The following is a 21476-nucleotide window of genomic DNA, read 5'->3' on the forward strand; positions in this document are numbered from 1 at the left end:
GGTCCAAATGAGATCATTGCTGTTACTCCATTATATCCTTTTGGGAGCCAAAACCACGGTTTTACATCGCCTTACAATGTTTTGGTACATCCTCGACTTTCCATTCATTGTTCACTTTGATTATCTTGACGTTCGGCAATCAAGTCCCTGATGAATTGCAGGCTTGTCTGGATGCGTGCGACATTGATCTCACCCTCGGAGTCGACAGCTCGCGCCTCCAGGCTCAGAGCTCCCTCAAATCCTGCTGCTTTCAGTTGCCGCACAAAGCGATGAAAATCGATATGCCCCTCGCCCGGATGCAGGTAGTAGCGCCCCTCGCTTGAGGCGAGCAGGCCATGGTGGTCTTTTAGATGCACATGGCGTACTAGCTTTGCCTGCCAGAGCCAGGCGGCTGCGAAGACAGCTTCAAGCTGGTCATGCCACGCCAGGAACTCTGTATCCAGGGCCACGCGCGCACGATGGTCATGCTCAAAGGCTTGCTTGACGTTGGAGAGGGGATCAGCACGATTACAGGGAATTGTCTCGATAGCCAGCGTGAGCCCATACTGCTCGGCGAGATCCAGGCATCGCGCTAAGGGTTGCAAGTTATACTCCAAATGGAAGTCAGACGATGGCATCCCCCACAGATGCAGTACTGCGATCTCTGTCCCTAGCTGTTGGGCGAAGATGCAATTCTGCTCAAAGCGCAGGATCCCCTGCTCTCGCTCGCTTGCATCGCTGCTACCGAAGCATTCGCCGATGCTTTTCTCCACATGCATTACCGGGAAAGGCAGTTTGCAGGAGCGCAAGGCACGAACGATAGGCTCCGGCTCTTGATACCAGCGAGGATAAAAAATAATTTCCAGGCCATCCGCCACAAACTCCTGGCTATACTTCAAGATGACCTCGTGGCAGTGAGGGTCAGAACTGCGGGTGAAGGCACCAGTTGAACAGAGTACTTGCATTTTTCTGCCATTCTAAACCTACTCAAAAGTGTTTCCACCCTCTCAAATAGGTTCAATTGCTGTACTTGCCCCTCACAGGATGCCTTCATGACATTTACACTGTTTTGGGTCGCCTACAGCACACCGCACCCAGGCTGTGCCCAGGTGTGTGGCCCCCGCCGGGCAAGAGACCTTGAATGGTGTCTCATGATGATCCTTCCATGTATAGAGCATACAGAGGTACATCATTACCTGAACAGTTTCAGTGTATAATCCCTGGGGATAGCTCGTCAAGGAAACGGATCTGGACAGTAGCCGCGTACGCCAGTAGCAGGCCTGCTACTGGCGTACGCGGCTACTGGAGGGTGGCTACTCGCTGAAGCCGTTGATCAGCATGTCGCCCCAGGCCTGGCGCTGGAGTCCGGCGGGATCGTGCTCGACGCGACTCTCGCGGTCGAAGATCATGGTCGCGCGCTCCTTGGGATTATAGGCGGGCCAGTTGGGGTCGGGGGCGCCTGTGCGAGCGAAGGCGAGCCAGGCCTCGCTCATAGCGTCGGCAATACCCTGGCGTTCGGGGCCGCCACCACCGGTAAAGCCTACGGCATAGGCGAGGTTATCGAAAACGAAGGGAATCTCCAGGGCGTGCGTCGACTTCAGGCGCCCATTCAGGATCGACGTCTCCCAGGTGAAGAGGTACATATAGACTGGGGCCGCGCCCTGGGCGTATTTGCGCTCGGCCAGGGTGATCGAGTTGATGCGCATCATGCGGTCGCTGCCGATGGCCGTGTAGAGGTCTGCGGGACTGCCCTGGGGTTGCGCACCTCGGTAGGCCGCGATCAGTTCATCCGTTTTGGCCCCCGCGAATTGGCTCACGCGAGCGCTTAGGCCCGCCTCGTCGAGCGTCGCCAGCTCGGTATCGGCCAGCGTAAAGAGGGTGATCTCGTCCTTGTTCGTGCCTATCAGCAGCGGCAAATTGGCGGAGATGGCGGGGGCGACGGGATCAAAGGGCTGCTGTGGAATGACCCTGCCATCCATGACTGGTCCCCAGCCTGCCAGCGCGTTCGGGTTAATCCTGGCGTTGGCCTCAAAGAGCCGCTCAATGGGGATATCGCGCAGGCGCTCAACATCGCCGGGAGCGATCTCAAGCTCACGCAGGAGCTTCTCGGCGCGATGAGTCGCCTTCGCACGTGGACTCACACGCAGGGCGGGACCACTCTGGATGATGGCGCGATGGAAGAGGCCTTGCACGGCAGGCATGGCCATGAGGATGCTGACCTTGGCTCCGCCGCCCGATTCACCAAAGATCGTCACATTGCCAGGATCGCCACCGAAGGCCGCGATATTGTCGCGCACCCACTCCAGGGCCGCCACGAGGTCGAGCATACCGACATTGCCGGAGGCTGCATACTCCTCACCCGCCAGCTCGCCCAGGTAGCAGTAACCCAGCGGGCCAAGGCGATGGTTGACCGTCACGATCACGGCATTGCCCCGGCGTGCCAGGCTGGTCCCTTCGTAGAATCCTGCCGAGCCCGAGCCCATGGTAAAGCCACCACCATGGCACCAGAACATTACTGGTCGTTTGCCACCATCATTGAGCGCGGGGGTCCACACGTTCAAATAGAGGCAGTCCTCGCTTAGAGGCTCTGGCTCCGCGCCGCCACTCAATGAGAGCATCACTCCCAGGCCGCCCTCTGGCTGGGGGCTGCTAGCGCCATAGCGCAAGGCATCGCGCACACCGCTCCAGGGTTCGGGCTTCTGTGGAGGGAGAAAGCGTCCACGCCCGGCGGTCGAGGCTCCATAAGGAATACCTTTGAAGACATAGATGGAATTCCTCGTGGCGCCTCGGACCTGGCCCGAGGCAGTTGCAACAATCGGGTCCATCATCATGATTCATAGTCCTTTCTATGGTCTTACCCCAATGTAACGGTCGGCACATGGTGTCGTAGGGTCCATGCCAGCATGGACTCGCCCAGCCCGCAGGCCGATACCCGAGCGCGGAGGAAGTTCGCTTCGCTCGGAGTCCAGGCAAGTCTGGACCCTACAATTTGTCGACAATTCTCCTCTTAGCGATACTCTTCGGTGAGCATCTTCTCCAGGGGCGCGATGCTGTCGGCCAGGCCACCTTCGCGGTTACGGGCCAGCCAGACCTGGCGGAAGTCGCCGAGAAGGCTCTGGACATCCTTGCGCGCGCTCTCTAACAGGTCGGCGTTCGTGGGATCATGCGCTAGCTGTACACGCAGGCTGGCATGGTGCATCAAGCGGCACACCAGTTCGTACTCCTGCACAATCAGCGCGGCGTCAGAGCTTTGCAGACGGATGCTCACAAGCTCACGCTCAATCTCCAGAAGTTGCTCGTCGGCCTGGATAAAGGTCTGGATAGGGAAGAGGGGATTGTCTTTCAGCTCCGCGAGCGAGCGGCGCATAGCCCAGAAATGGGGGGTGCTATTCGAGATTCGCTCAAAGAGCTGGTAGAGATTGCCCAGGCGCGCTACAAGCTGGCCCATCTCTCCCTGCTCATCTTGAAAGGCATAGCGGCCCGTCAGGGCTGGGATATCGCTCTCACTGTTGCTCGCCAGGCACCAGGAGTAGGCTGCGCCCGCCGCGTAGCCGGGATAGCTTATGGGCAAGGGCTGCCAGTGTCCGTTATCGCCCCAATCGGTGTTTAGGTAGCCGATGGCACCATAGGTTTGGGCCGCCTCCGCCGCGTTACGCAGGTTCGCCAGGGCGTTATCGACGCGCCCCGCCAGCGTGTTCCAGGAGGAGGTGCCTGGGCAGACATAGAAGGACATTCCAGCCGCCGCCAGGCGCTCGCTGCGCTCGGCGAAGGGATGACTATCCTCATAGCCCCATTCGAGAGCGATCATATCACGCGGCAACTCTTTAAAGAGCTCAGGATAATCATTTAGAATATCGCTCCAGAACTGAGTGATCCGTCCCTGGCGTTGCGCAATATCGCGCACCTTGAGCACATACTCCAGGTAGACCTGTCCCAGGCCGCGCTCCTGGCAGGCCTCCTGGCTCTGGCCTTGTCCTACATCAAAGGTCTCATCGCAACCGATGTTGACCATGCGGCTCGAAAAGTGCGGGAGCAGTTCCTTGAGGAGATCCTCCACCAGGGCCAGGCTACCGGGCTGAACAGGGGCAAGGCTGAAGGGTCCCTCCATGGTTCCCCAGGGAACCGGGAAGTTCCCACTTGTCTCGGCCAGGGGCGCATAGGTTGGATGAATCAGCCAGCGATGCATATGCCCAAAGGTGTTCTGGTTGGGCACCAGCTCTACAAAGCGCTCGCGGCAATAGGCATCCAGCTCCAGAATCTCTTCACCTGTCATAGGCGAGGACTTGCCCCATACCTCCTGGTGCGCTCGATAGGCGAAGGTATGCTCAGTATAGAGTTGAAACTGATTGATCTTCCACGAGGCCAGGAGATCGATGAGCTGGAACAACGTCTCCATGGTCGGCACTTTATCGCGGCTGATATCAAGCATCACGCCACGTGCAGCCACATCGGGCCAATCGAGGATCGCCAGGCAGGGCAGAGCACGCCCGCGCTGCTGGAGCAATTGGATCAGCGTACAGACAGCGTAGAAGAGGCCTACAGGCGTCCGCGCCGTAAGCGTGATGGCCTTAGATGTCACCTGGAGCTGGTAGCCCTGCTCGTGGCCCTCCTGCTGTGGATCAAGGACGAGCTGTATGCCAAATTCATCACTCGCCAGGCCTGCTCCAGAGGCACGGATCTCAGCCGTTACAGCCGCCTGGTCGGACAGGGCGTGCTGCAAGCGTTGCGCGATGGGGAAGATAACCCCGGCCTCGCTGGCGTGCAAAACAATAGAGGTGCGGGCCGGGAGGATGCAAAGATCCTCGTCTCGGCGCACTGAGCGCGGCGCGGGCAGGAAATTAAGGTCTTTGAGGTTGTTCATAGAGAGCGGATTTCCCTTCCATGCAAATAATCATGCGTGTATATCTACGTGTATATCTATCAATTAAAAACACCCACCGCTGACTTTGTCAATTGGAAGGGTTAAAAATATTTTAGAGTACATTGACTAATATGGATATTTCATGGTAATCTATGGGCATGAAGCTAAGTCAGTATGCCAAAAAAGCTGGAGTCACCTATAAAACCGCCTGGCGGTGGTATAAAGCCGGGACCCTCGATGCCTACCAAACGCCCACAGGGACGGTGATCGTGCGCGATCCGGTGGCGGAGAAGCCAGAGACGGGGCGCATCGCCTTGTATGCGCGAGTGTCCTCTGCTGATCGAAAAAGCGATCTCGAGCACCAGGTGCAACGCCTGCGCGACTACGCGGCGGCCCGTGGCTACCCAGTGGCCAAAGACGTCGTCGAAATTGCATCGGGCCTCAACGACAACCGCCCGAAATTCCTCAAGCTGCTGGCCGACCCAAGTATTGGCACCCTTCTTGTCGAACACCGCGATCGTGGCACCCGTTTTGGGTGGAGGTATCTCACAACGCTGCTCCAAGCCCAGGGACGCCGCATCGAAGCCATCTTTCCCCATGAGACGCAGGACGATCTCGTTGATGACGTTGTCAGCCTCATTACCAGTATGGCGGCCCGGATGTACGGCAGGCGCGGCTCTCGGCACAGAGCCGAACGAATCAAGCAGTGCGTGGAATCTCTCATGAAAGAGGAGCGGACCGAGGAGTGCGTTTGATGAGGCGTTCTTAAGAGGCAGGCGGGACCGGATCGATGCTGATTACACGCGGCTATCGCACGCAATTAGATCTCAATCACCAACAAATCACCCTCTGCAAACAGCATGCAGGCGCAGCGCGCTGGTCCTGGAATTGGGGGCTCAGACGCAAGCAAGAGGTCTATCAACAGGAGAAACGCTGGATCAGTGCGATGGAACTGCACCGGGAACTCAACGCGCTCAAGCAAACCGAGATTCCCTGGATGTACGAGGTGTCAAAAGCCGCGCCGCAGGAGGCGTTACGCGATCTGGATCAAGCCTACAGGAACTTTTTCCGCCGCTGTGGCCTCAAGAAAGAAGGCAAGTGGAGGGGCAAGCCGGGGTTCCCCAAGCCGAAGACCAAACGGAAAGGAGTGGGCAGTTTCCGGCTGACAGGCAGCATTCATATTTACGAGCAAGCCATTGAACTGCCGCGCTTCGGACGGCTGCGCCTGCACGAGTGTGGCTATTTGCCTACCGGCGGCGTCGCTGTGCTCTCGGCCACAGTCAGTGAAAAGGCAGGGCGCTGGTTTGTCTCGGTGCAGGTGAGTGAGCAGGTGCCCGATCCCCCACAGGCAGCTGGTCCGCCGATCGGCGTGGATACCGGAATCAAAACCCTGGCTCAATGCTCCGATGGGCGTGCCATTGCCAACCCCAAAGCCCTCACATCCGAACTCAAGCGGATCAAGCGGCTGCATCGCTGGCTCTCCCGGAAACAGAAAGGGAGCAAGAACCGCGCCAAAGCCCGTCAAAAAGTAGCGCGCAAGTATGCCCGCGTTGCTTATGTGCGCGAGGATGCCCTCCACAAAGGCACGAGCCAGCTCACCCGCGCCCAACTTCCTCCAGAAGAACGTGAAATCCGCAAAGCTGAGATTGCTGCTACGTTGCCAGAGCCGAAAGCCAAGGTGAAGCCAAAGCGTGGCAAGCGATCGAAGAAGGAGCCGCCCCCAGAGCCCCTGCCGAAAAACACTGCGAACAAGGTCAAGGCCAAGCAGGTGAAAGAACTGCTGCGCCAGGCTCGTATCTTGGATGCCCAGAGGCGTCCTGCCGTGGTCGTGCTTGAAGATCTCAATGTGGCAGGGATGCGCACAGAACCACAAGCTGGCTCTGGCAATCAGCGATGTCGGATTAGGCGAGTTCAAGCGGCAAATGGGCTACAAAACGTTCTGGCAAGGAGAAAACCTGCTGTGGGCAGATCGCTGGTTTGCTTCCACCAAACTGTGCTCTGGCTGCAACCATATCAAAGAAGAGATAGACCTTTCAGAGCGCATCTATGTCTGCGAGCATCCGGCCTGTGGGCTGGTGATCGATCGTGACCTCAATGCCGCGCTGAACCTGGCAGCGCTGGCGATCTTGTATCTGAGCGGCCAGCCAGGTCCCTACCGGGAGTTCCTCGGGAAGGGTGAAACGCCTGTCGGAGAGGGCAGCTCTGGCTGATCCGTCGTGAGATGGTTCAGTGAAACTGCCCTCGGTGAAGCAGGAACCGATCCGGGTGAATGTGGCTTGTCCATATTTGTCCAAGTGTCGGAGAACGGTTCGTTTCAAGACAACGAGGGGGAAGAAGCGAAGAAACGTGTGCCACCCTGTTGGCGAAAGAGGGCTGGTGTCAGGCCAGTGCGCTGGCGGAAGAGCGTGGTAAAGTAGCGGACGTCGGGGTAGCCGCAGGCCTGAGCGATCTCTTTGATCGGCATGCGAGCCTGCCGGTCCAGGAGAAGCTGCGCCGCCATCTCCAGCCGCAACCTGGTGAGATAGTCCATAATCGAGTCGCCTGTGACCTTGCGAAAGAGGCGCGCAGCGTGGCGTTCGCTGAGATGCACCTGGGCCGCCAGGTCGCGCATGGTAATCGGGCGGGCATAGTTATCATGCAGGTAACGCTTGATTGTCTGCGTCACGGCCTCCTCTGGAGTGCGAACCGGAGTGGGAAGCGGCTCACACAAGTCACTCGTATCCACGACGGAGCGCGCAGTATCCAACAGTAGCTTGATGACCAGGCCTTCAACAACCTGGAGATAGCCCGGCTCACGACGCGTGCCCTCCTCAGTCAAGAGTTCGAGCGTGCGCAGCATCGCCGTGGTACGCGCGCTAACCACTGATGGCGAGGCAAGGTAGGCCCGGAGGAGCGCGTCCACGCCCGAAGCAGGCGCATTGTGTGCATCAGCTCGCTCATAGAGCGTATACGACCAGAAATAGATACCCAGCGGGTCTTCCTCGGATGAGATAATCTCATGCCGCACACCGGGTTTCGCGATAAAGACATCACCAGCCTGGACAGCATAGTCCACCCCGGCGAAGCGGAAGAGGCCCTGGCCCTGGAAGGCATAGCATACCTCAAAGAAGGAATGAGTATGCAGGTAATTCCGCCACCAGCGCGGCCCGATAAAGCCCCAACCCACAATCTCACTCTGGAAGCTACCCAGGCATAACGAGAGCGTGAGATGGCTGAGATCGGTAAAGCGTTGGCGCGGCGCGAGACTATCCAGGGCGAACCTCCTCTGTTCAAAGAAACTATTGCTGTATAGTCAGCGGATCAATACCCCGCAGGATCATGCCCTGCCCACGTGACTTATGCGTATCGATGGTAGGCGGATCGGCGGGATCGCGCATCTGAATCAGGACGGTTGTGCGCGCCTCGCTGCTTACATTCACGCCCGAGCCATGAATGGTCAGGTAGCTAAAGAAGAGCACATCGCCAGCCTCGGCGGGACAGGGCTGCGACGCCTCAAGGGGATACTCATCAAACGAGAGGTGCCAGTTCCCCTCTGGACGGTGTGGAACCGGACCCAGTTTATGGCTGCCCGGCACCACGCGGACACAGCCCTTCTCCAGCGGCGCGTCATCGAAATGCACAATCGCCGCGATCATGCTATGGTTGGCATGCGGGAAGAAGGGATGATCCTGGTGCAACGGGAAGGGCGATCCCTTCTCGGGCGGCTTGATAAACATCTTGGTATGGTGCAACTGCACATTCGGGCTGCCAATAACATCAGCCGCAACGCCCGTAATCCGTTCATCGACGAGCAAGCGACTGAATGAGGCCGCGTAAAACTGCACATCATGACAATGCAGGATTTTTGTATCGGTCGCCATGATCGCGTCGCGTGCACTGCCCCAGGTCGCATCGATATTGCGCTGGGCTGCCAGCCGATCCGCCAGTTCATGACACTCCTGGCGATACGCCGCCGCTTCCTCTCTGGAGAGCAATCCCTTTACCAAAATATAGCCGTTTTCATGGTAGAACGCCAGTTGTTCCTGTGTAAGCATGCCAATCCTCCTTGCCGCATGGCACTCATTACAACGATCAAACTATAGCCATAGTCTAACCGCCAGCATGGCTGAGAACAATCAAGCGCAGGGACAACTTTGTTTGTAAAACAGACATAGATATATAAAGTATTGCAACCCAGGTTAGTGTTGGCTACAATAGCCTGTATGGCTGCAAAAACACATTTCTCAGAACACACTTTGAAGGATATTCTCTCCCGTTACACATTGGGAGAGCTTCTCGCGTTTGAGCCAGTTACCACGGGAACGGTACAGACGAATTACTTTCTTCAGACGACCCAGGGTAGATTTGTTTTCCGCTACTATCAGAATCGCTCCCTGGAGTCCGTCTTGTTTGAAAGCGAGCTCATCCGCTACCTGACACGCTGCAATTATCCCTGCCCGGCTGTATTACAAGATAGAAACGGGGAACATGCTGGCATCTATAACGAAAAACCGTATGCCATCTTTGAATTTGCCACAGGTCAGCATCTAGATCATCCCAACGAGGCACAGAAGAGGCAGCTTGTCCAGAAGGTTGCCGAGCTGAACTCTATTACCAGGGGCTATAAACCACTGCATACACCATATAGGTTGAACTATAATGTAGAGTCTTGCTGGGAACTAGCTCAAGAGGCCACTCAAAGGATCAACACTGCCCAAGCCAGAGAAAAGCTGGCGTGGCTTGAGCACACGCTCGCAGGGCTCCATCTACCGCCATCCCTCCCCAGGGGAGTCTGTCACTGTGATTTTCATTTCTCCAACCTGCTCTTCACAGACGGGAAGTTTAGCGCTTTAATTGACTTTGATGATGCCAACTACACCTTTCTTCTCTATGATCTCGCGGCTTTGATCAATCCTTTCCAGGCTTCTTTCGACTGGAACACCTGGCCTCGTTTTCAGGAGGAAGAGAATGTATTTGATTTTAGCGAGACAAGGACCATCTTACAGGAATACACCAGGCATCGAGCTTTGAGCATGGACGAAAAGTGGCACCTCTTTGATGTGTATAAATTGAGTATCCTCTTCGACTGTATCTGGTATTTCGAGCGCTGGGAGGGTGAAGACTTTTACGAGCAACGCAAAATCGCCTATCTTGACCGTTTGGGAAGAGACCAGTTTTATGCCCAAATCTTTGCCGACTGAACGTGGATATGCCAATGACGAAGCCATAGCTAGCCCCTATCGAATCGGAAAGCCATCTCACGCTTCACCGTGCGGTAGCCAAGTTTTTCGTAGAAGTGCAAAGGGCCAGCGGCGAATTCCCAGGACTCAAGCTGGATTTCGGTCGCGTCCCGCGCTCTGGCCCAATCGTGTGCGACCTGCATCAGCTCCCTGCCATACCCCAATTTTCGGTGCGCTTCGGCCACAAAGAGGCTCTGCACGTAGCCATAGCGATGAGCCACTCTGAGCGGGTGAGCCTCGTCCTCGCGCAGATAGACCTCCACAAATCCAGTGATGGCGCCTTCGTGCTCAATCACAAAGATGGCGGCATCCTCACGCTGGATGATACTGTACAAGCCTTTCTCTAGCTCGCACGTTTGCTGTTCCTGTACGTCTGCATCCTCGGGCATACGCAATTGATCGGGAAGGCCCAGGACATGGTAGAGGTGAAAATCCCAGTATAGGGAGCAAAGCTGGGGAATATCCGCTTCCGCCGCGGGGCGTATCGAGAGTGTCTCCATTGTTTTCTCTTTCTGCAGCATATACATTATTCTCTTTTTAGAGTATAGATATATATAGGGAATTTGTCACCCAGCATAACTAATGTGATGTGCAAGTGAGCGAGAACGAGGTCCAGGTGCTCTGCCCCTGGCGGGGTTTGGAGTGTCCCCAATTTTTTCCCACTTGCTGCCGCAGACGACAGAACAACTTACACATTAGGTTCTTCTGAAAATCTTGCTGAAGTGTTTTCATTCGGGGTGGTGCACTTTGGTGCATGGCCTCTTAACCACTACCCTAAAAAGGAAGAGGAATAAGTGAAGCGAGGAGAAAAGCACGCCAGGGCAAGCACAGAGAAGTGCGCTGATTGCGGCACCCCACTCGTTCTCATAGGTCATGGCAGTGAGCAAACGAGTGGTCGGAAGATATGGAGCTATGCTAATGAGCACTGGTCCTGGTACCAGTGCCCTTATTGTGGACTCTACACACGCATAAGCCTCTTCGATAGCTGGCCCTTATCGACACTTGATCAGCGCGAGGTAGATATTCACGAGCGCCTGATACCAGACCCATTTGAACCAAGTGAAGGGTACAGCGCGACCTGGCCTGTTATACAACATTGCCTGGCATGCCAGGGCATATATCAAGTTTCTGCCATACGCACCTGGCAGAGCCAGGAGAGCACACTCGTACCTAAGACAGAAAAAACGCCCCAACGCTTGCCAGTCGAAAGCAATTCCCTCCAATTTTCGCTACAGAAACCTCTCTGCCATTGTGAGCATATTGAAGAAGGAAGACTCTCTATGTCAAGTCAAAAAACGGTCAATTTGAAACAAGGCAAAAATTGAGAACAGGAGGAAAAACGATGCTTTCAACACGGCATGAAGGAGTGTACCACGCCGCTCAGGCGTGTCAAGCCGCTGCGCTTTCCTTGACACACCTGAGCTTGCGTGGTCAAAAAAAGGCATGCCGAGTTGAAAGGCAAAAAACAGGCGCCTGTTTTGCCTGGGAGAAGGAGCGCTTCGCTCATCTGTGGTTGGTTGAGCACTCACGCTGCACGAGGCGCATGCAGGTGTCTGGCTTGTTCAAAGATCGCAGACTGGTAGTGTTCTCCTTTAAGCCACAGCGCAAAGAGAATGCGTACCCAGACATTAGCCAGCGCACGGACAGCGACGGTGTGGCTTTTGCCTTCCCGACGTTTGCGCTCATAGTACTCGCTGGCCCATGCTTCGGTCTGGATGCTTTGCCAGGCAAACTGCTGCAGCACGTTGCGCAACGGTTTGATGCAGGCATAGCGCCGATGCGGTTTGGCATAGTTGCCACTTTCATAAGGCACTGGCGAGGTGCCAGCCAAGGCTTGCAAACTGGCAGTATCCTGATAGCGCGAGCGGTCATCCCCAATTTCAGCCAACAGTCGTGGGGCAATCCGCTTGCCTGCACGAGGCAGCGTGCGAAAGAGATGACTGTCAGCATGCATCAAAAAAAGGCGCTCAATCTCCTGATCATAGGCGGCAATCTCTTCCATCACGGGCTGCAATTGACGGATCAGAGCAATCAACAAACGCGATTTGGTCCTGCACGTCACTTCATCGGCAGTCAACTGGGGCTGATGCACCTGGTGCACAATCGAGGCCGCAGTCTTCTTTGGCGTTGGATACCCAGTGCTTTTCAACAGCTCAGCAATCTCTTCACACGAAGCGTTCATCGCCTCCTGCGGGGTCGGATAGGCGAGCAAGAAGTGCAAGGTCGAAGGTTGCTGCACCTTGGTAAACAGAGTAAGCGCAACTGGATAGTACGCTTTGAGACAGGCGGTCAGTTGATTGACCAGGCGGGTTTGCATCTGGATCAAGCCATCTTGATCGCGTGTCAGGGCTTTCAGTTCGGCAATCAGCGGGCTATCGGGTTCCAGTCGCCGCAGATCAGCAATTTCCGACCGCCCGTGTTTAGCCAGCAGATACGCATCGACCTGGTCCGTTTTGGCTCCCGATGCCGAACGTTTACGATCCACCGTCTTGGGATTGACCGGATAGACAGCAAAACCTGCTTCCAACAAGTGGGTAATCAACAAGCCACGAGTGGTCTCGACAATGCAGGCCAGTTCTGCCTTGTGCTCTGGACCACAAATGGCTGTCAGACGGCTGGCCAGCTCGTCGAGGCCTTTCGAGGTGTGCATGACCCGAAACGAGGCGAGTTTTTGCCCTCGTTCATCGAGGACGAGAATGTCGTGATGGGTGTCTGCCCAATCGATTCCTGCAAACCACATAAGCAGGTCCTCCTGCTGAAACAACGGTTCCTGGTGAGGCGAGAGGGTCCTTTTACTGCGGCGCTCACGGCGCGACTCTCCAATGATTCGTTTTCCAGGAACCCAGGAAGGCGAAGAGCGATCTTCCTTAATTGGTCAAGCCACGTGGGAAAGAGAGTTTTTCGCCTTCCAGATTCGAGCATTCATACCAGCAAGTGTACCGCTTGCTGTGCCCTTGTGTCGAGAAGGCCTGGTAGTAGTTTACTGTAAAAGAGGAAACATTGAGCAGGTTTTGGAGACACTACCCCAGGAATGCATTTTGCTTATCCCAGAAAAGCATACGAGCAAGCGAATGTGGGCCGCGAAGTACCTTATCGAGCAATGTGGAGCCCTTGTCACGACATGGCCATACCCTCTCAAGGTTACAGAAGCTCTAATAGCCCTCCGAACTTATGGACCTGACCCCGATTATCCGCATGAAATCAACATGTATTTTGCCTGGAGTCCCTCAGCCCAGCAAGGTACTATCTGGAGTGAGTTCAAATCTCGCCCTGAAAGCATATGGGCCAGGATAGTCCTTTGAAATTTGTAATGCGGCCATGGATCCTTCCTCTCTGCTAAAACCAGGTGCCTCTCGATGAACAAAAGCGTAGCCATTCTACAGGTGACAGAAGTTAATTTCAAGTATTTGCTTTTCTTGCTCGAATAGAGTATTGTTAATGTTACCACAGCAATTAGTCTAACCAACCTTATATTAAGGAAGGAAAGAAGAAGCTGATGAAAAGATAGTATTGACGTTTAGATACATCAGTAAGAAAAGATCCTGTTTATCTGAACACCAATCTAAAGAAAAATTTTACCTTGCATGAATACGAGCTCCGAAACATGAATGCAAAAACCTATAAAGCTTACGTATATCCAATTATAATTTTCACTTTATCTATAGCAATACGGCTTACCTATAATATAACGATTGCGCACAGTTATCAGCCTACATTTGATGCCGCGCTCTATGATATTATTGCGCGTAATATCGTTTCACACCATTGCTATTGTATAAGCAATAGTCATCAAGCAGTGAGCCGCCCACCTTTCTGGCCATTTGTCATAAGTGCTATATATTATTTCTTTGGTGAAAATGAATTTTATGCACGTCTCTTTTACTGTTTTCTTGGCTCTGGGACGTGTGTAGTCATTTATTTCTTTGCACGAGATCTCTTTGGTCGGAGGATTGGCTTATATAGTGGTATAATCGCAGCTCTCTATCCGGGTCTGTTTATCTATGATGGATGGCTATATTCTGAGTCTCTCTATACCTTTCTTACAACCAGTTTTATTTATACCCTTTTTCGACTTCAAAGATCTTCTCCCGCAGTTCAAAACCCTTCAGAGCAGCAGTGGCTAAACAAATTAAGCTATAAGATGGTGAAGCAACGCTATCTTTTTTTGTGTGGCCTACTATTAGGATTTATAACGCTTACTCGCCCAAATGGCGTGCTTCTGCTTGGCCTGGTCGGCATCTGGGGCGTTTTTGTCGCTGTTGCAAAAATACTTCCCTGGCATATTGTCCTCAAATACATGCTGGTCATTGCTTGTATTGCAGCTATTATAGTTATCCCCTGGACTTATCGCAACTATACAGTGACCCACAAATTCGTGCTTGTCTCTACTGGTATGGGAGAAGTTCTTTTAGGTGCATATAACAATATCATCGTTGATGGAGATCCAGAAGTTCGTGGCAGATGGAGACCGCCTGCTGATGCTCGCAATCATGACGCATTCGGCTATACCCCCGATGATGATAAAGCAGACACAATGCGAGCATTGTCATGGATATTCACACATTTAAACACAATCCCATATATTCTTGCTCTCCACTTTGCAAATATGTGGATACCCTATACCTACGCACATGGCCTCCCTTTTGAAGCCTACCTCAATCAACCAGCAGCACAGGTTATAATATATGCCATCACGATTACAACCATTCTTATGGTTGGTTTAGCAGTTATCGGTTTTTTCGTGACCTGGAGACTAAAAAAGCAGCAACTGCTTACAGTCTATCTCTTTCTAGCAATGACAATAATGCAAAATATTGCCTTTTATAGTGATATGCGTTTTCGTGCTCCTATTGAACCACTACTAGTTTTGCTGGCAGGAGGTATGCTCTGGTGGCTGACACTGGTATTCGCAAAGAAGCCTCTACCTACAAAGGCACCATTTTGACGGCACGCTCCGTGCCACCATATATAAGCGCGTACTTTCCGTACCATTATATGTAGACGCGTAATTTAGTAGCGTCGTCCATCCTCACAAATCACCACTCTTCTATTTGCATTTTTTGTAAACATATGTTATAGTTGCAAAGGTTACTGTAATGATAATGTTTTGCTCGTAGTTGACTCCTATATACACCAGATCAATGTCTGGTACTTCCATAGTCGTATAACATATTCTCCTATCCACATGCTAGAGGGTTTACACGTTCACTGGCGGGGCACGTGGGACGGGAGAAGGTTGGTAAGGATGGGATGGAGAGGGGTTTTCCACAATGAGACAACTACTACGATTGCCACAATCACTACTACTAAGCAGCCCAATCTTCCTCGTGGGTGCAGTCCATGCCGCTCGATAACCGGAAGGCGGCTCACATCCAGCAGATGGTGAATAAAAGCTTCACCGGCCGTCAACGCAACGTTGTGCTGGTCACCAACACTGCTGGCAGCTACAGCTATAGCGCGATGGCGGTCGTCTTCCGACCCGACCTGGCCGTCGATCCACAAATACCCGATCAAAGCGGGATGCCACCACACGCGCAAGCGGAACTCGTGCTGATCGCACCCCTGGGCACCAATCTGGCCGGCGTCGTCTTCATCGCTGACACGCCGACCGCGACCACCGCATCCGTACAGGCCGCGCCCAAGTATGAGATCATCACCAGCGTTCCCGCCGGCATCATCCCAGGCGGCACACATCTACGTGTCTACCTGCGCCGTTTCAGATAGAGTTGTGGGTGTGTTGGATGGTGCGTCGCCGGAGGCGACGCACCATCCAACACACTTGACCCGGCTGGCCAAGGGCAATCCACAGAGTATGAGCGACAAGCCATCTTATCGCCAGACAAACAGCACCTCTTATTGGGTAAGGGTGTGTTGGTGGTGCCTGGCCTCCGGCCAGGCACCACCAACACACCCTTACCCTCAGCGAGCCGCGCAGCGGCGAGAAGTCTATACCCCTGAATGTATATGAAGAAAGGATCAATGCTATGAAAAATAAACAACAGCTTGATATACATATGCACAACTCCTTTCACGAGGCGGACGCGATCCCGCCCACAAGTACGCGCCCCACACTGGAGCCTGATGCCTACCCCGGCAATCCCTATAGCGTCCGCAATATGTCCTCTCTGGCGCATGATCCCATTCAACCTCAGTTCGAGAGCGAGCTCCCCACACACCAGGACCTGGGTTTTACCGACCAGCTGGAAATGGAGCTCTGGCTGGGCCTGGAGATTACCCCACCACTGCCAGAGACGCCTCCCCCGCCAGCGAAGGATGAGCACCCTGGTGACCTGGCCCCCCAGGCCCAGGAGATGCTAGATGAGCAGCTACACAATGAGGACATTGGGGAGAAGATATATCCCGAGGTTTTCATGGATCAATCCAACATCAATAGCCACCGCAGTCGTGACCTGACCCTCCAGGCCCAGGGACTCGCAGACGATCAGCTCTGGCAAGAAGAACAATGGGAGGACGGCGAGCAGGAGCCGAACTCATGAACCAGCACCCGCACCAGGTAGGTGCGCCCATGCCCCCGAATGGGGGGCTCACAAACGCCTCTCAACAACCGATCACGATCACAGAGGCGCGTATCATTGAACGCCTGGCAGATGCCAGCGTAGGCGCCGGGCATGCCGTGCGCGTGACCGTCATCCAGGGTGGGCGCTCCAAAAACGGCTTCGTCTATGACCAGGCAGCGCTGCGACAGATCGCGGCGCTGCTGGAAGACACGCACGCCTACGCAGATCACTCACGCTCGGAGGCCGACCTCCAGACGCGCAGTGTCCGCGATGTCGTGGGCTTCTACCACGACGCGGAGTATATCGCGGGTCCGGCAGGGCAGCCAGGACATGTCGATGCCACTCTGCACATCTTCGAGGCCGCCAACTGGCTCTGGACACTGATTAACGAGGCCTGTACCCTGGGTCGCCCCGAGCTGATCGGTCTCTCGGTCGACCTGTTCGGTGCCTGGCAGGTCAACGAAGCCACGGGCGCGAAAGAGATCAGCGCCATACACACCCTCAACTCCTGCGATGTCGTTACTCGACCCAGCGCGGGCGGCGCCTTCCGCCGTATTCTCCACGCCGAGTCGTCACTATCGTCACTACCAGAAGGAGAACATCCTATGGCAGAGCAGCATAACACACAGACCTCCGAAATCACCGCCTCAGCCTCTACTACTCCGATAGATGCGCCCATTACCAGCACCCCTTCTATCGCCGCCCAGGAGATCGACCGCCTGCGGGAGGAGCTGCAACGCCAGCGCTGTGAGCTGCTGCTGGAACGCCGCCTGAGCGAGAGCATCCTGCCCGAGCCGGTCAAGTCCCAGGTGCGCGACCGCTTCCAACAACGCCTCTTCGAGGAGCAAGAACTGGAGCACGAGCTCTCGGCCGCGCTCACGATGATGGCCCAGTTGACGCGCGAGGGTCTCGTACGCGGCCATGGCTATGAGAAGTCCAGCATTACGGGCGTGATGAGCGAGGCCGAGAAGGTCCAGGCCTCCTTCGACGTCATGTTTGACCTGGAGATCGACACGGGCCGCCTGGGCAATGTGCGCGGCTTCACCAGCATCCGCGAGGCCTACGCCCGCGTAACGGGCGATTCCAGCCTCCAGGGCGGCATTAGTGGCTCCAGTCTGCTTGGGCAGCTTCCTATGTCTCCTTTCGGTCCCACGGGCTTCATTAGCGAGGCCGATGTCACCACGGCCAGCTTCTCCTACCTGCTGGGATCAAGCATGAACAAGCGCTTGCTCAAGGATTACCAGGCCTGGCCCGCCGAGTGGATGAAGTTTGTCTCCATCGCCCCCATTCGCGACTTTAAACAGCAGAGCCGCGTGCGCATGGGTGCCTTTGGTAGCCTCGCCATCGTGCCCGAGGATAGCCCCTACCAGAGCATCACGCTAGGCGATAGTGCCGCGACCTATGTGGCGCAGAAGCGCGGCAATCTCGTACCCATCTCGCGTGAGGCCATCATCAACGACGATCTGCACGCCATCAAACAGATTCCCGGCAAGCTGGCCGTGGCCGCCGCCTATACCCTGGCCGAGTTCGTCTATGGCTTCCTCGCCAATAATCCGAGCATCTACGATGGGCAGCTCCTCTTTACCACAGGCGCGCCCCATAACAACCTGGGAGCACAGACCCTCTCAACGGCCGCTCTACAGCAGGGCGTCACCGCTATGCGCGAGCAGACCAACTTCGCGGGCAAGCGCATCGGCCTTCGCCCACGCTACCTGATCGTACCGCCCGAGCTAGAGTGGACTTCGATGGTCGTGACCAAGTCGGCCGGCATTCCCGGCTCACCCAACAACGACATCAACCCCATGCTCGGCTATGTCCAACCTATCGTCTCGCCCCAGTTGACTAGTTCTACGCAGTGGTTCCTGGCAGCCGCCCCCCCGCGAGATCGACACCATCGAGGTTGGCTTCGTCGGTGGGCAGGTCAACCCCGCCCTCTTCATCCAGGACCAGCCCATGCTCGGCCTCAACTTTACACAGGATGTCCTGACGTTTAAGTGTCGCCACGAATATGGAGCGTGCGTCACAGATTTCCGTGGCCTCTATAGGGGTGTCTAGAGCCAGTTTGTAGGGTCGACTAAAGACTTCCTAATCCGGTAGGGACCAGCTTTAGCGCGTCCGAAGGCGATTGATCGCACTTCGGCGCTAGCCTAAAACGTTCCTGCTTCGACATATCACGTGATGAGTGGCCTTGTGAACCAGCGAGCTTCAGGCTTACGCCGCACTGCCATAAATGGCATTCGGACGCGCTAAAGCTGGTCCCTACCGATTAGGAAGCGCCTTAAATGGAGGCAACATTACATATGAGTGGATTCACCAATAACGACGGCTCGGGCCTGGTTGGCGCGCTCAACCCGCAGGGGATCGGGCAGGCCCTGCGCGTCGACGCGGGCGGGAACCTGCTTGTCACGGGCGGGACGCTCCAGAACGCCCTGCTGGGCGGCAAGAGCTTTAGCGCCACCACGGGCAAGCAAACGGCCAGCGGCGCGGCAGTTGTGGCCTGTTCGCTCTACAACAATACCAGCGCTAATGTGCTGCTCTACTCGATTACCTGCCTCTCGGGCAGCACACGCACGCACCAGCTCACGCGTGGCACGAGCAACCTGGCCCTGGGCAGTAACGCGCTCGTCAGCAACGCTAGCCTGGGCGGAAACAGCTCGCTCTTGCCCGCTGGCAACGTGACCTACGCCAATAGCAACCAGACCATCAGCGGCACGGCCCTCGACGCCTTCAGCGCTCCCGCAGGCCAGCTCATCGAGGTCCTGGGCAACGGCTCCCTGCTCCTGCTGCCAGCCAGCGCCAGCAACAGCCTCACGCTCTACCTGGACCTCGCCGCCGCCGTCGACTGGAAAATCACCTATAGGTGGCTCGAACTGTAAGCGCGAAATGCGTGTTTTTCGGTATGGACCCGGTTTACCGCGTCCAAATGCCATTCATGGCAGTACAGCGCATGCCTCTTTTTGCCGGGGAACACGCAAAAGTAAGGCAAAATAGTGCTCAGGAACGTTTAAGGCTGCGCCTACAGGCGATCAATCGCCTTTGGACGCGCTAAAGCGGGTCCCTACCGACCTGAGAGGCCTTTTAGCGCAAATAAATACATTATTGCTAGATAGGAGCAAGCATTATGATGAACGCCATGGAAATCAACTTTGGTCGCTATAGCGGCACGCAGACCTGCCCCATCGGCACCTATGTCAACATGCGTACCTTCGCCTATTACCAGCAGACCAGCGATGGGTCGCTCCCCCTGGCGGGTACGTGGCACATGCTCAGCACAAACGCCACCCTGACCGCCACAGTCATCGCCAGCACCATCAACACTGTCCTGGGTACAGCCTATACCGCTGGCAACTTCCATAGCTACAGCGCGGGCAGCGACGCCCTACCCGCCAGCCAGCTCGGCCAGGCCTGCAACGACGCCTAAACCCAATAAATACCCAAACGTCCAGATAGGAGGAGGACAGCATGGCGCAGATCATCAAGCGCGGCTTCATCGCCAGCTTTAACCCGGCGGCCTATACCTGCTCGATCTACCTCATGGAGGCGCAAACCGTCACGCTTGATAACGTACCGGTCGCGCTCCACGTGGACAACACGAGTATGCTGACTGGGGCTTACTGCGCCATCCTCTTCTTCGATGAGCATAATCTCAATGACGCCGTCGTCATCGCTGCCTATGCCAGTCCCACCAGTGGTAGCATTCCGGCCTATAAACTGGGACGCGTCGCCTTCATCCCTAAATACAAAATCTACGACGCCAGCCTCCCCGTCGGCACGACAACCGTCACGGCGGCGGGTGTCAGCAATATTCCCGGCGCGGCCAACGCCGTGCTCTGCAATATTGCCTACATCTGTTCCAGTAGCGCCAGCGCGACCCTGAGCATTGGCCCCACGGGCGCGCCCACCTGTACTATGAACGTCCAGGCGACGAATAAGGAGATCGACATGAGCTGTACCGTGCCCCTCAGCAGTGGACAGTTCGTGTTGAACGCCAGCATCGCCAGTTACGCCACAGTCTACATTTATGGCTACATCATGTAATCAGCCGAAACAAAAATCCTAGAAAGGACACAACACTATGCCAGAGCAGAAACCGGGCCGCAACGCCAAGAAAAATACCCCGCAATTCACCCTGCGCTACTGGATCGAGCGGATAGAGCAACAGGTCAACGCTCTGCTTGATGGCGTCGACCTGGACGAGCTTAACGGCAAACAACGTCTGGAGCTGGCGATCAAGTACATCGGTCTGCTCCAGCGCTACTACCTCATAGAGCAAGGACAAGAGCAGGCCCAGAACTCAGACGACGAGACCTATGTCCAGCAGAAGATCATCGATTTGGCGGAATGGATGCGTACGCCACCCTCACATCGCGACAAAACGCTCGAAGATGAACAGGATGAATGAAAAAGCCTATTACTATAGTACTCATTGATTTACGCATATCCTGATGCATGTTAATATGAGGCATGCTTCAAAGGTTTTGGTAGTGTGGTATTCGGAGTAGGAGCGTAGCAATGATTGCCCTTGTGCAAGACAATAACGATCTGGCCTATGTGCTCGAAAAGTTTCTCGAAATGGAGCATATAGACGCCACCAGTTTCCCTAGCATGCTTCATTTTAACCTTCAGCGTTCACAAGGCTACGAGATGCTTGTAGTAAGTAGCGATAGTATTATAAAAGTGGGGCTGCCCCTGGAGATGCTCCTGGGCAGCCCCATCCCAACCATTGTTACCACCGCCTACGATGAGGTGGCTGATTGGTGCAGCGAGCACGACATCTCCTGTCTGCTGCTCCCCTTCACGCTGCACCGCTTTCTCAAATTTCTACACCACAACCAGGTCCAGGCCCTGCAAGCCTGATTGCCAGAGACACCCGGCTCGCTATCCCACCCACCCGGCACC

20 protein-coding genes and 3 pseudogenes are annotated in these 21476 nt (G+C 55.3%); 15 read left to right on the forward strand and 8 right to left on the reverse strand.

Annotated elements, in window-relative coordinates; genetic code table 11:
- Window positions 1-104 precede the first annotated feature (104 nt).
- From KRAC_RS32370 to KRAC_RS32380, 4 genes and pseudogenes are all read right to left on the reverse strand, one after another.
- Entirely contained in the window at window positions 105-944 is an 840-nt protein-coding gene (locus tag KRAC_RS32370) for a sugar phosphate isomerase/epimerase family protein (RefSeq protein WP_007914614.1), read from the reverse strand.
- 41 nt (window positions 945-985) lie between these two features.
- Window positions 986-1120 (reverse strand): annotated as a pseudogene (locus KRAC_RS79845) (RNA-guided endonuclease InsQ/TnpB family protein); the annotation flags it as partial.
- 172 nt (window positions 1121-1292) lie between these two features.
- A complete protein-coding gene (locus KRAC_RS32375) occupies window positions 1293-2810 on the reverse strand; it encodes a carboxylesterase/lipase family protein (protein WP_007914624.1) in 1518 nt (505 codons plus the stop codon).
- A gap of 176 nt (window positions 2811-2986) precedes the next feature.
- Complete coding sequence (locus KRAC_RS32380; RefSeq protein WP_007914638.1) at window positions 2987-4840, reverse strand: beta-N-acetylhexosaminidase; 1854 nt, start codon at window positions 4838-4840, stop codon at window positions 2987-2989.
- Window positions 4841-4992: 152 nt separating this feature from the next.
- Here KRAC_RS32380 and KRAC_RS32385 point away from each other — a divergent pair, with 152 nt between their 5' ends.
- The 4 genes and pseudogenes from KRAC_RS32385 (at window position 4993) to KRAC_RS78530 (ending at window position 7050) form a co-directional block, all read left to right on the forward strand.
- A complete protein-coding gene (locus KRAC_RS32385; protein ID WP_007914639.1) occupies window positions 4993-5595 on the forward strand; it encodes an IS607 family transposase in 603 nt (200 codons plus the stop codon).
- A 35-nt stretch (window positions 5596-5630) separates the two neighbouring features.
- A pseudogene (locus tag KRAC_RS62930) lies at window positions 5631-6656 on the forward strand (RNA-guided endonuclease InsQ/TnpB family protein); the annotation flags it as partial.
- A gap of 106 nt (window positions 6657-6762) precedes the next feature.
- Window positions 6763-6891 (forward strand): annotated as a pseudogene (locus KRAC_RS76480) (RNA-guided endonuclease TnpB family protein); the annotation flags it as partial.
- A gap of 24 nt (window positions 6892-6915) precedes the next feature.
- On the forward strand, window positions 6916-7050 hold the full coding sequence (locus tag KRAC_RS78530; protein ID WP_274532122.1) for a hypothetical protein: 135 nt from the start codon (window positions 6916-6918) through the stop codon (window positions 7048-7050).
- 104 nt (window positions 7051-7154) lie between these two features.
- Here KRAC_RS78530 and KRAC_RS32395 read toward each other — a convergent pair whose 3' ends face one another.
- Complete coding sequence (locus KRAC_RS32395) at window positions 7155-8006, reverse strand: AraC family transcriptional regulator (protein WP_007914646.1); 852 nt, start codon at window positions 8004-8006, stop codon at window positions 7155-7157.
- Window positions 8007-8118: 112 nt separating this feature from the next.
- Complete coding sequence (locus tag KRAC_RS32400) at window positions 8119-8874, reverse strand: phytanoyl-CoA dioxygenase family protein (RefSeq protein ID WP_007914648.1); 756 nt, start codon at window positions 8872-8874, stop codon at window positions 8119-8121.
- Window positions 8875-9042: 168 nt separating this feature from the next.
- Here KRAC_RS32400 and KRAC_RS32405 point away from each other — a divergent pair, with 168 nt between their 5' ends.
- Window positions 9043-10020 carry a homoserine kinase gene (locus KRAC_RS32405; protein ID WP_007914650.1) on the forward strand — a complete coding sequence of 326 codons (978 nt, stop codon included), beginning with the start codon at window positions 9043-9045 and terminating at the stop codon, window positions 10018-10020.
- A 29-nt stretch (window positions 10021-10049) separates the two neighbouring features.
- Here KRAC_RS32405 and KRAC_RS32410 read toward each other — a convergent pair whose 3' ends face one another.
- On the reverse strand, window positions 10050-10580 hold the full coding sequence (locus KRAC_RS32410) for a GNAT family N-acetyltransferase (RefSeq protein ID WP_157507386.1): 531 nt from the start codon (window positions 10578-10580) through the stop codon (window positions 10050-10052).
- Window positions 10581-10853: 273 nt separating this feature from the next.
- Here KRAC_RS32410 and KRAC_RS32415 point away from each other — a divergent pair, with 273 nt between their 5' ends.
- Complete coding sequence (locus KRAC_RS32415; protein ID WP_007914654.1) at window positions 10854-11384, forward strand: hypothetical protein; 531 nt, start codon at window positions 10854-10856, stop codon at window positions 11382-11384.
- Window positions 11385-11584: 200 nt separating this feature from the next.
- On the opposite strand, the gene KRAC_RS32420 is transcribed toward KRAC_RS32415, so the two are convergent.
- Window positions 11585-12799, reverse strand: coding sequence for an IS110 family RNA-guided transposase (locus KRAC_RS32420; protein WP_007914655.1), 1215 nt, complete (start codon window positions 12797-12799; stop codon window positions 11585-11587).
- An 864-nt stretch (window positions 12800-13663) separates the two neighbouring features.
- Between KRAC_RS32420 and KRAC_RS32430 the strand changes: the two genes are divergently transcribed.
- The 9 genes from KRAC_RS32430 to KRAC_RS32470 all read left to right on the forward strand — a co-directional run bounded on the left by KRAC_RS32430 (window position 13664) and on the right by KRAC_RS32470 (window position 21434).
- Window positions 13664-15004: an ArnT family glycosyltransferase gene (locus KRAC_RS32430; RefSeq protein ID WP_007914659.1), complete on the forward strand. Its 1341-nt coding sequence runs from the start codon at window positions 13664-13666 to the stop codon at window positions 15002-15004.
- Window positions 15005-15438: 434 nt separating this feature from the next.
- A complete protein-coding gene (locus KRAC_RS32435; RefSeq protein WP_157507388.1) occupies window positions 15439-15783 on the forward strand; it encodes a hypothetical protein in 345 nt (114 codons plus the stop codon).
- A 260-nt stretch (window positions 15784-16043) separates the two neighbouring features.
- Window positions 16044-16556 (forward strand): hypothetical protein, encoded by a 513-nt coding sequence (locus KRAC_RS32440; protein ID WP_007914662.1) that lies wholly within the window; start codon window positions 16044-16046, stop codon window positions 16554-16556.
- Complete coding sequence (locus tag KRAC_RS32445; RefSeq protein WP_040445461.1) at window positions 16553-18571, forward strand: phage major capsid protein; 2019 nt, start codon at window positions 16553-16555, stop codon at window positions 18569-18571. The genes KRAC_RS32440 and KRAC_RS32445 overlap by 4 nt, the downstream gene beginning before the upstream one ends.
- Before the next feature lie 288 nt (window positions 18572-18859).
- Window positions 18860-19453 carry a hypothetical protein gene (locus KRAC_RS32450; protein ID WP_007914666.1) on the forward strand — a complete coding sequence of 198 codons (594 nt, stop codon included), beginning with the start codon at window positions 18860-18862 and terminating at the stop codon, window positions 19451-19453.
- 245 nt (window positions 19454-19698) lie between these two features.
- Window positions 19699-19998, forward strand: a complete 300-nt coding sequence (locus tag KRAC_RS32455) for a hypothetical protein (protein ID WP_007914668.1) — start codon at window positions 19699-19701, stop codon at window positions 19996-19998.
- A 41-nt stretch (window positions 19999-20039) separates the two neighbouring features.
- The gene (locus tag KRAC_RS32460) at window positions 20040-20615 is read left to right on the forward strand and encodes a hypothetical protein (protein WP_007914670.1); all 576 of its coding nucleotides are present in this window, start codon (window positions 20040-20042) and stop codon (window positions 20613-20615) included.
- A gap of 37 nt (window positions 20616-20652) precedes the next feature.
- Window positions 20653-20979: a hypothetical protein gene (locus tag KRAC_RS32465; protein ID WP_007914673.1), complete on the forward strand. Its 327-nt coding sequence runs from the start codon at window positions 20653-20655 to the stop codon at window positions 20977-20979.
- Window positions 20980-21089: 110 nt separating this feature from the next.
- Window positions 21090-21434 carry a hypothetical protein gene (locus KRAC_RS32470; RefSeq protein WP_007914675.1) on the forward strand — a complete coding sequence of 115 codons (345 nt, stop codon included), beginning with the start codon at window positions 21090-21092 and terminating at the stop codon, window positions 21432-21434.
- The last annotated feature ends 42 nt before the right edge of the window (window positions 21435-21476 follow it).

The sequence above is a fragment of the Ktedonobacter racemifer DSM 44963 genome, assembly GCF_000178855.1.
GTDB lineage: Bacteria > Chloroflexota > Ktedonobacteria > Ktedonobacterales > Ktedonobacteraceae > Ktedonobacter > Ktedonobacter racemifer.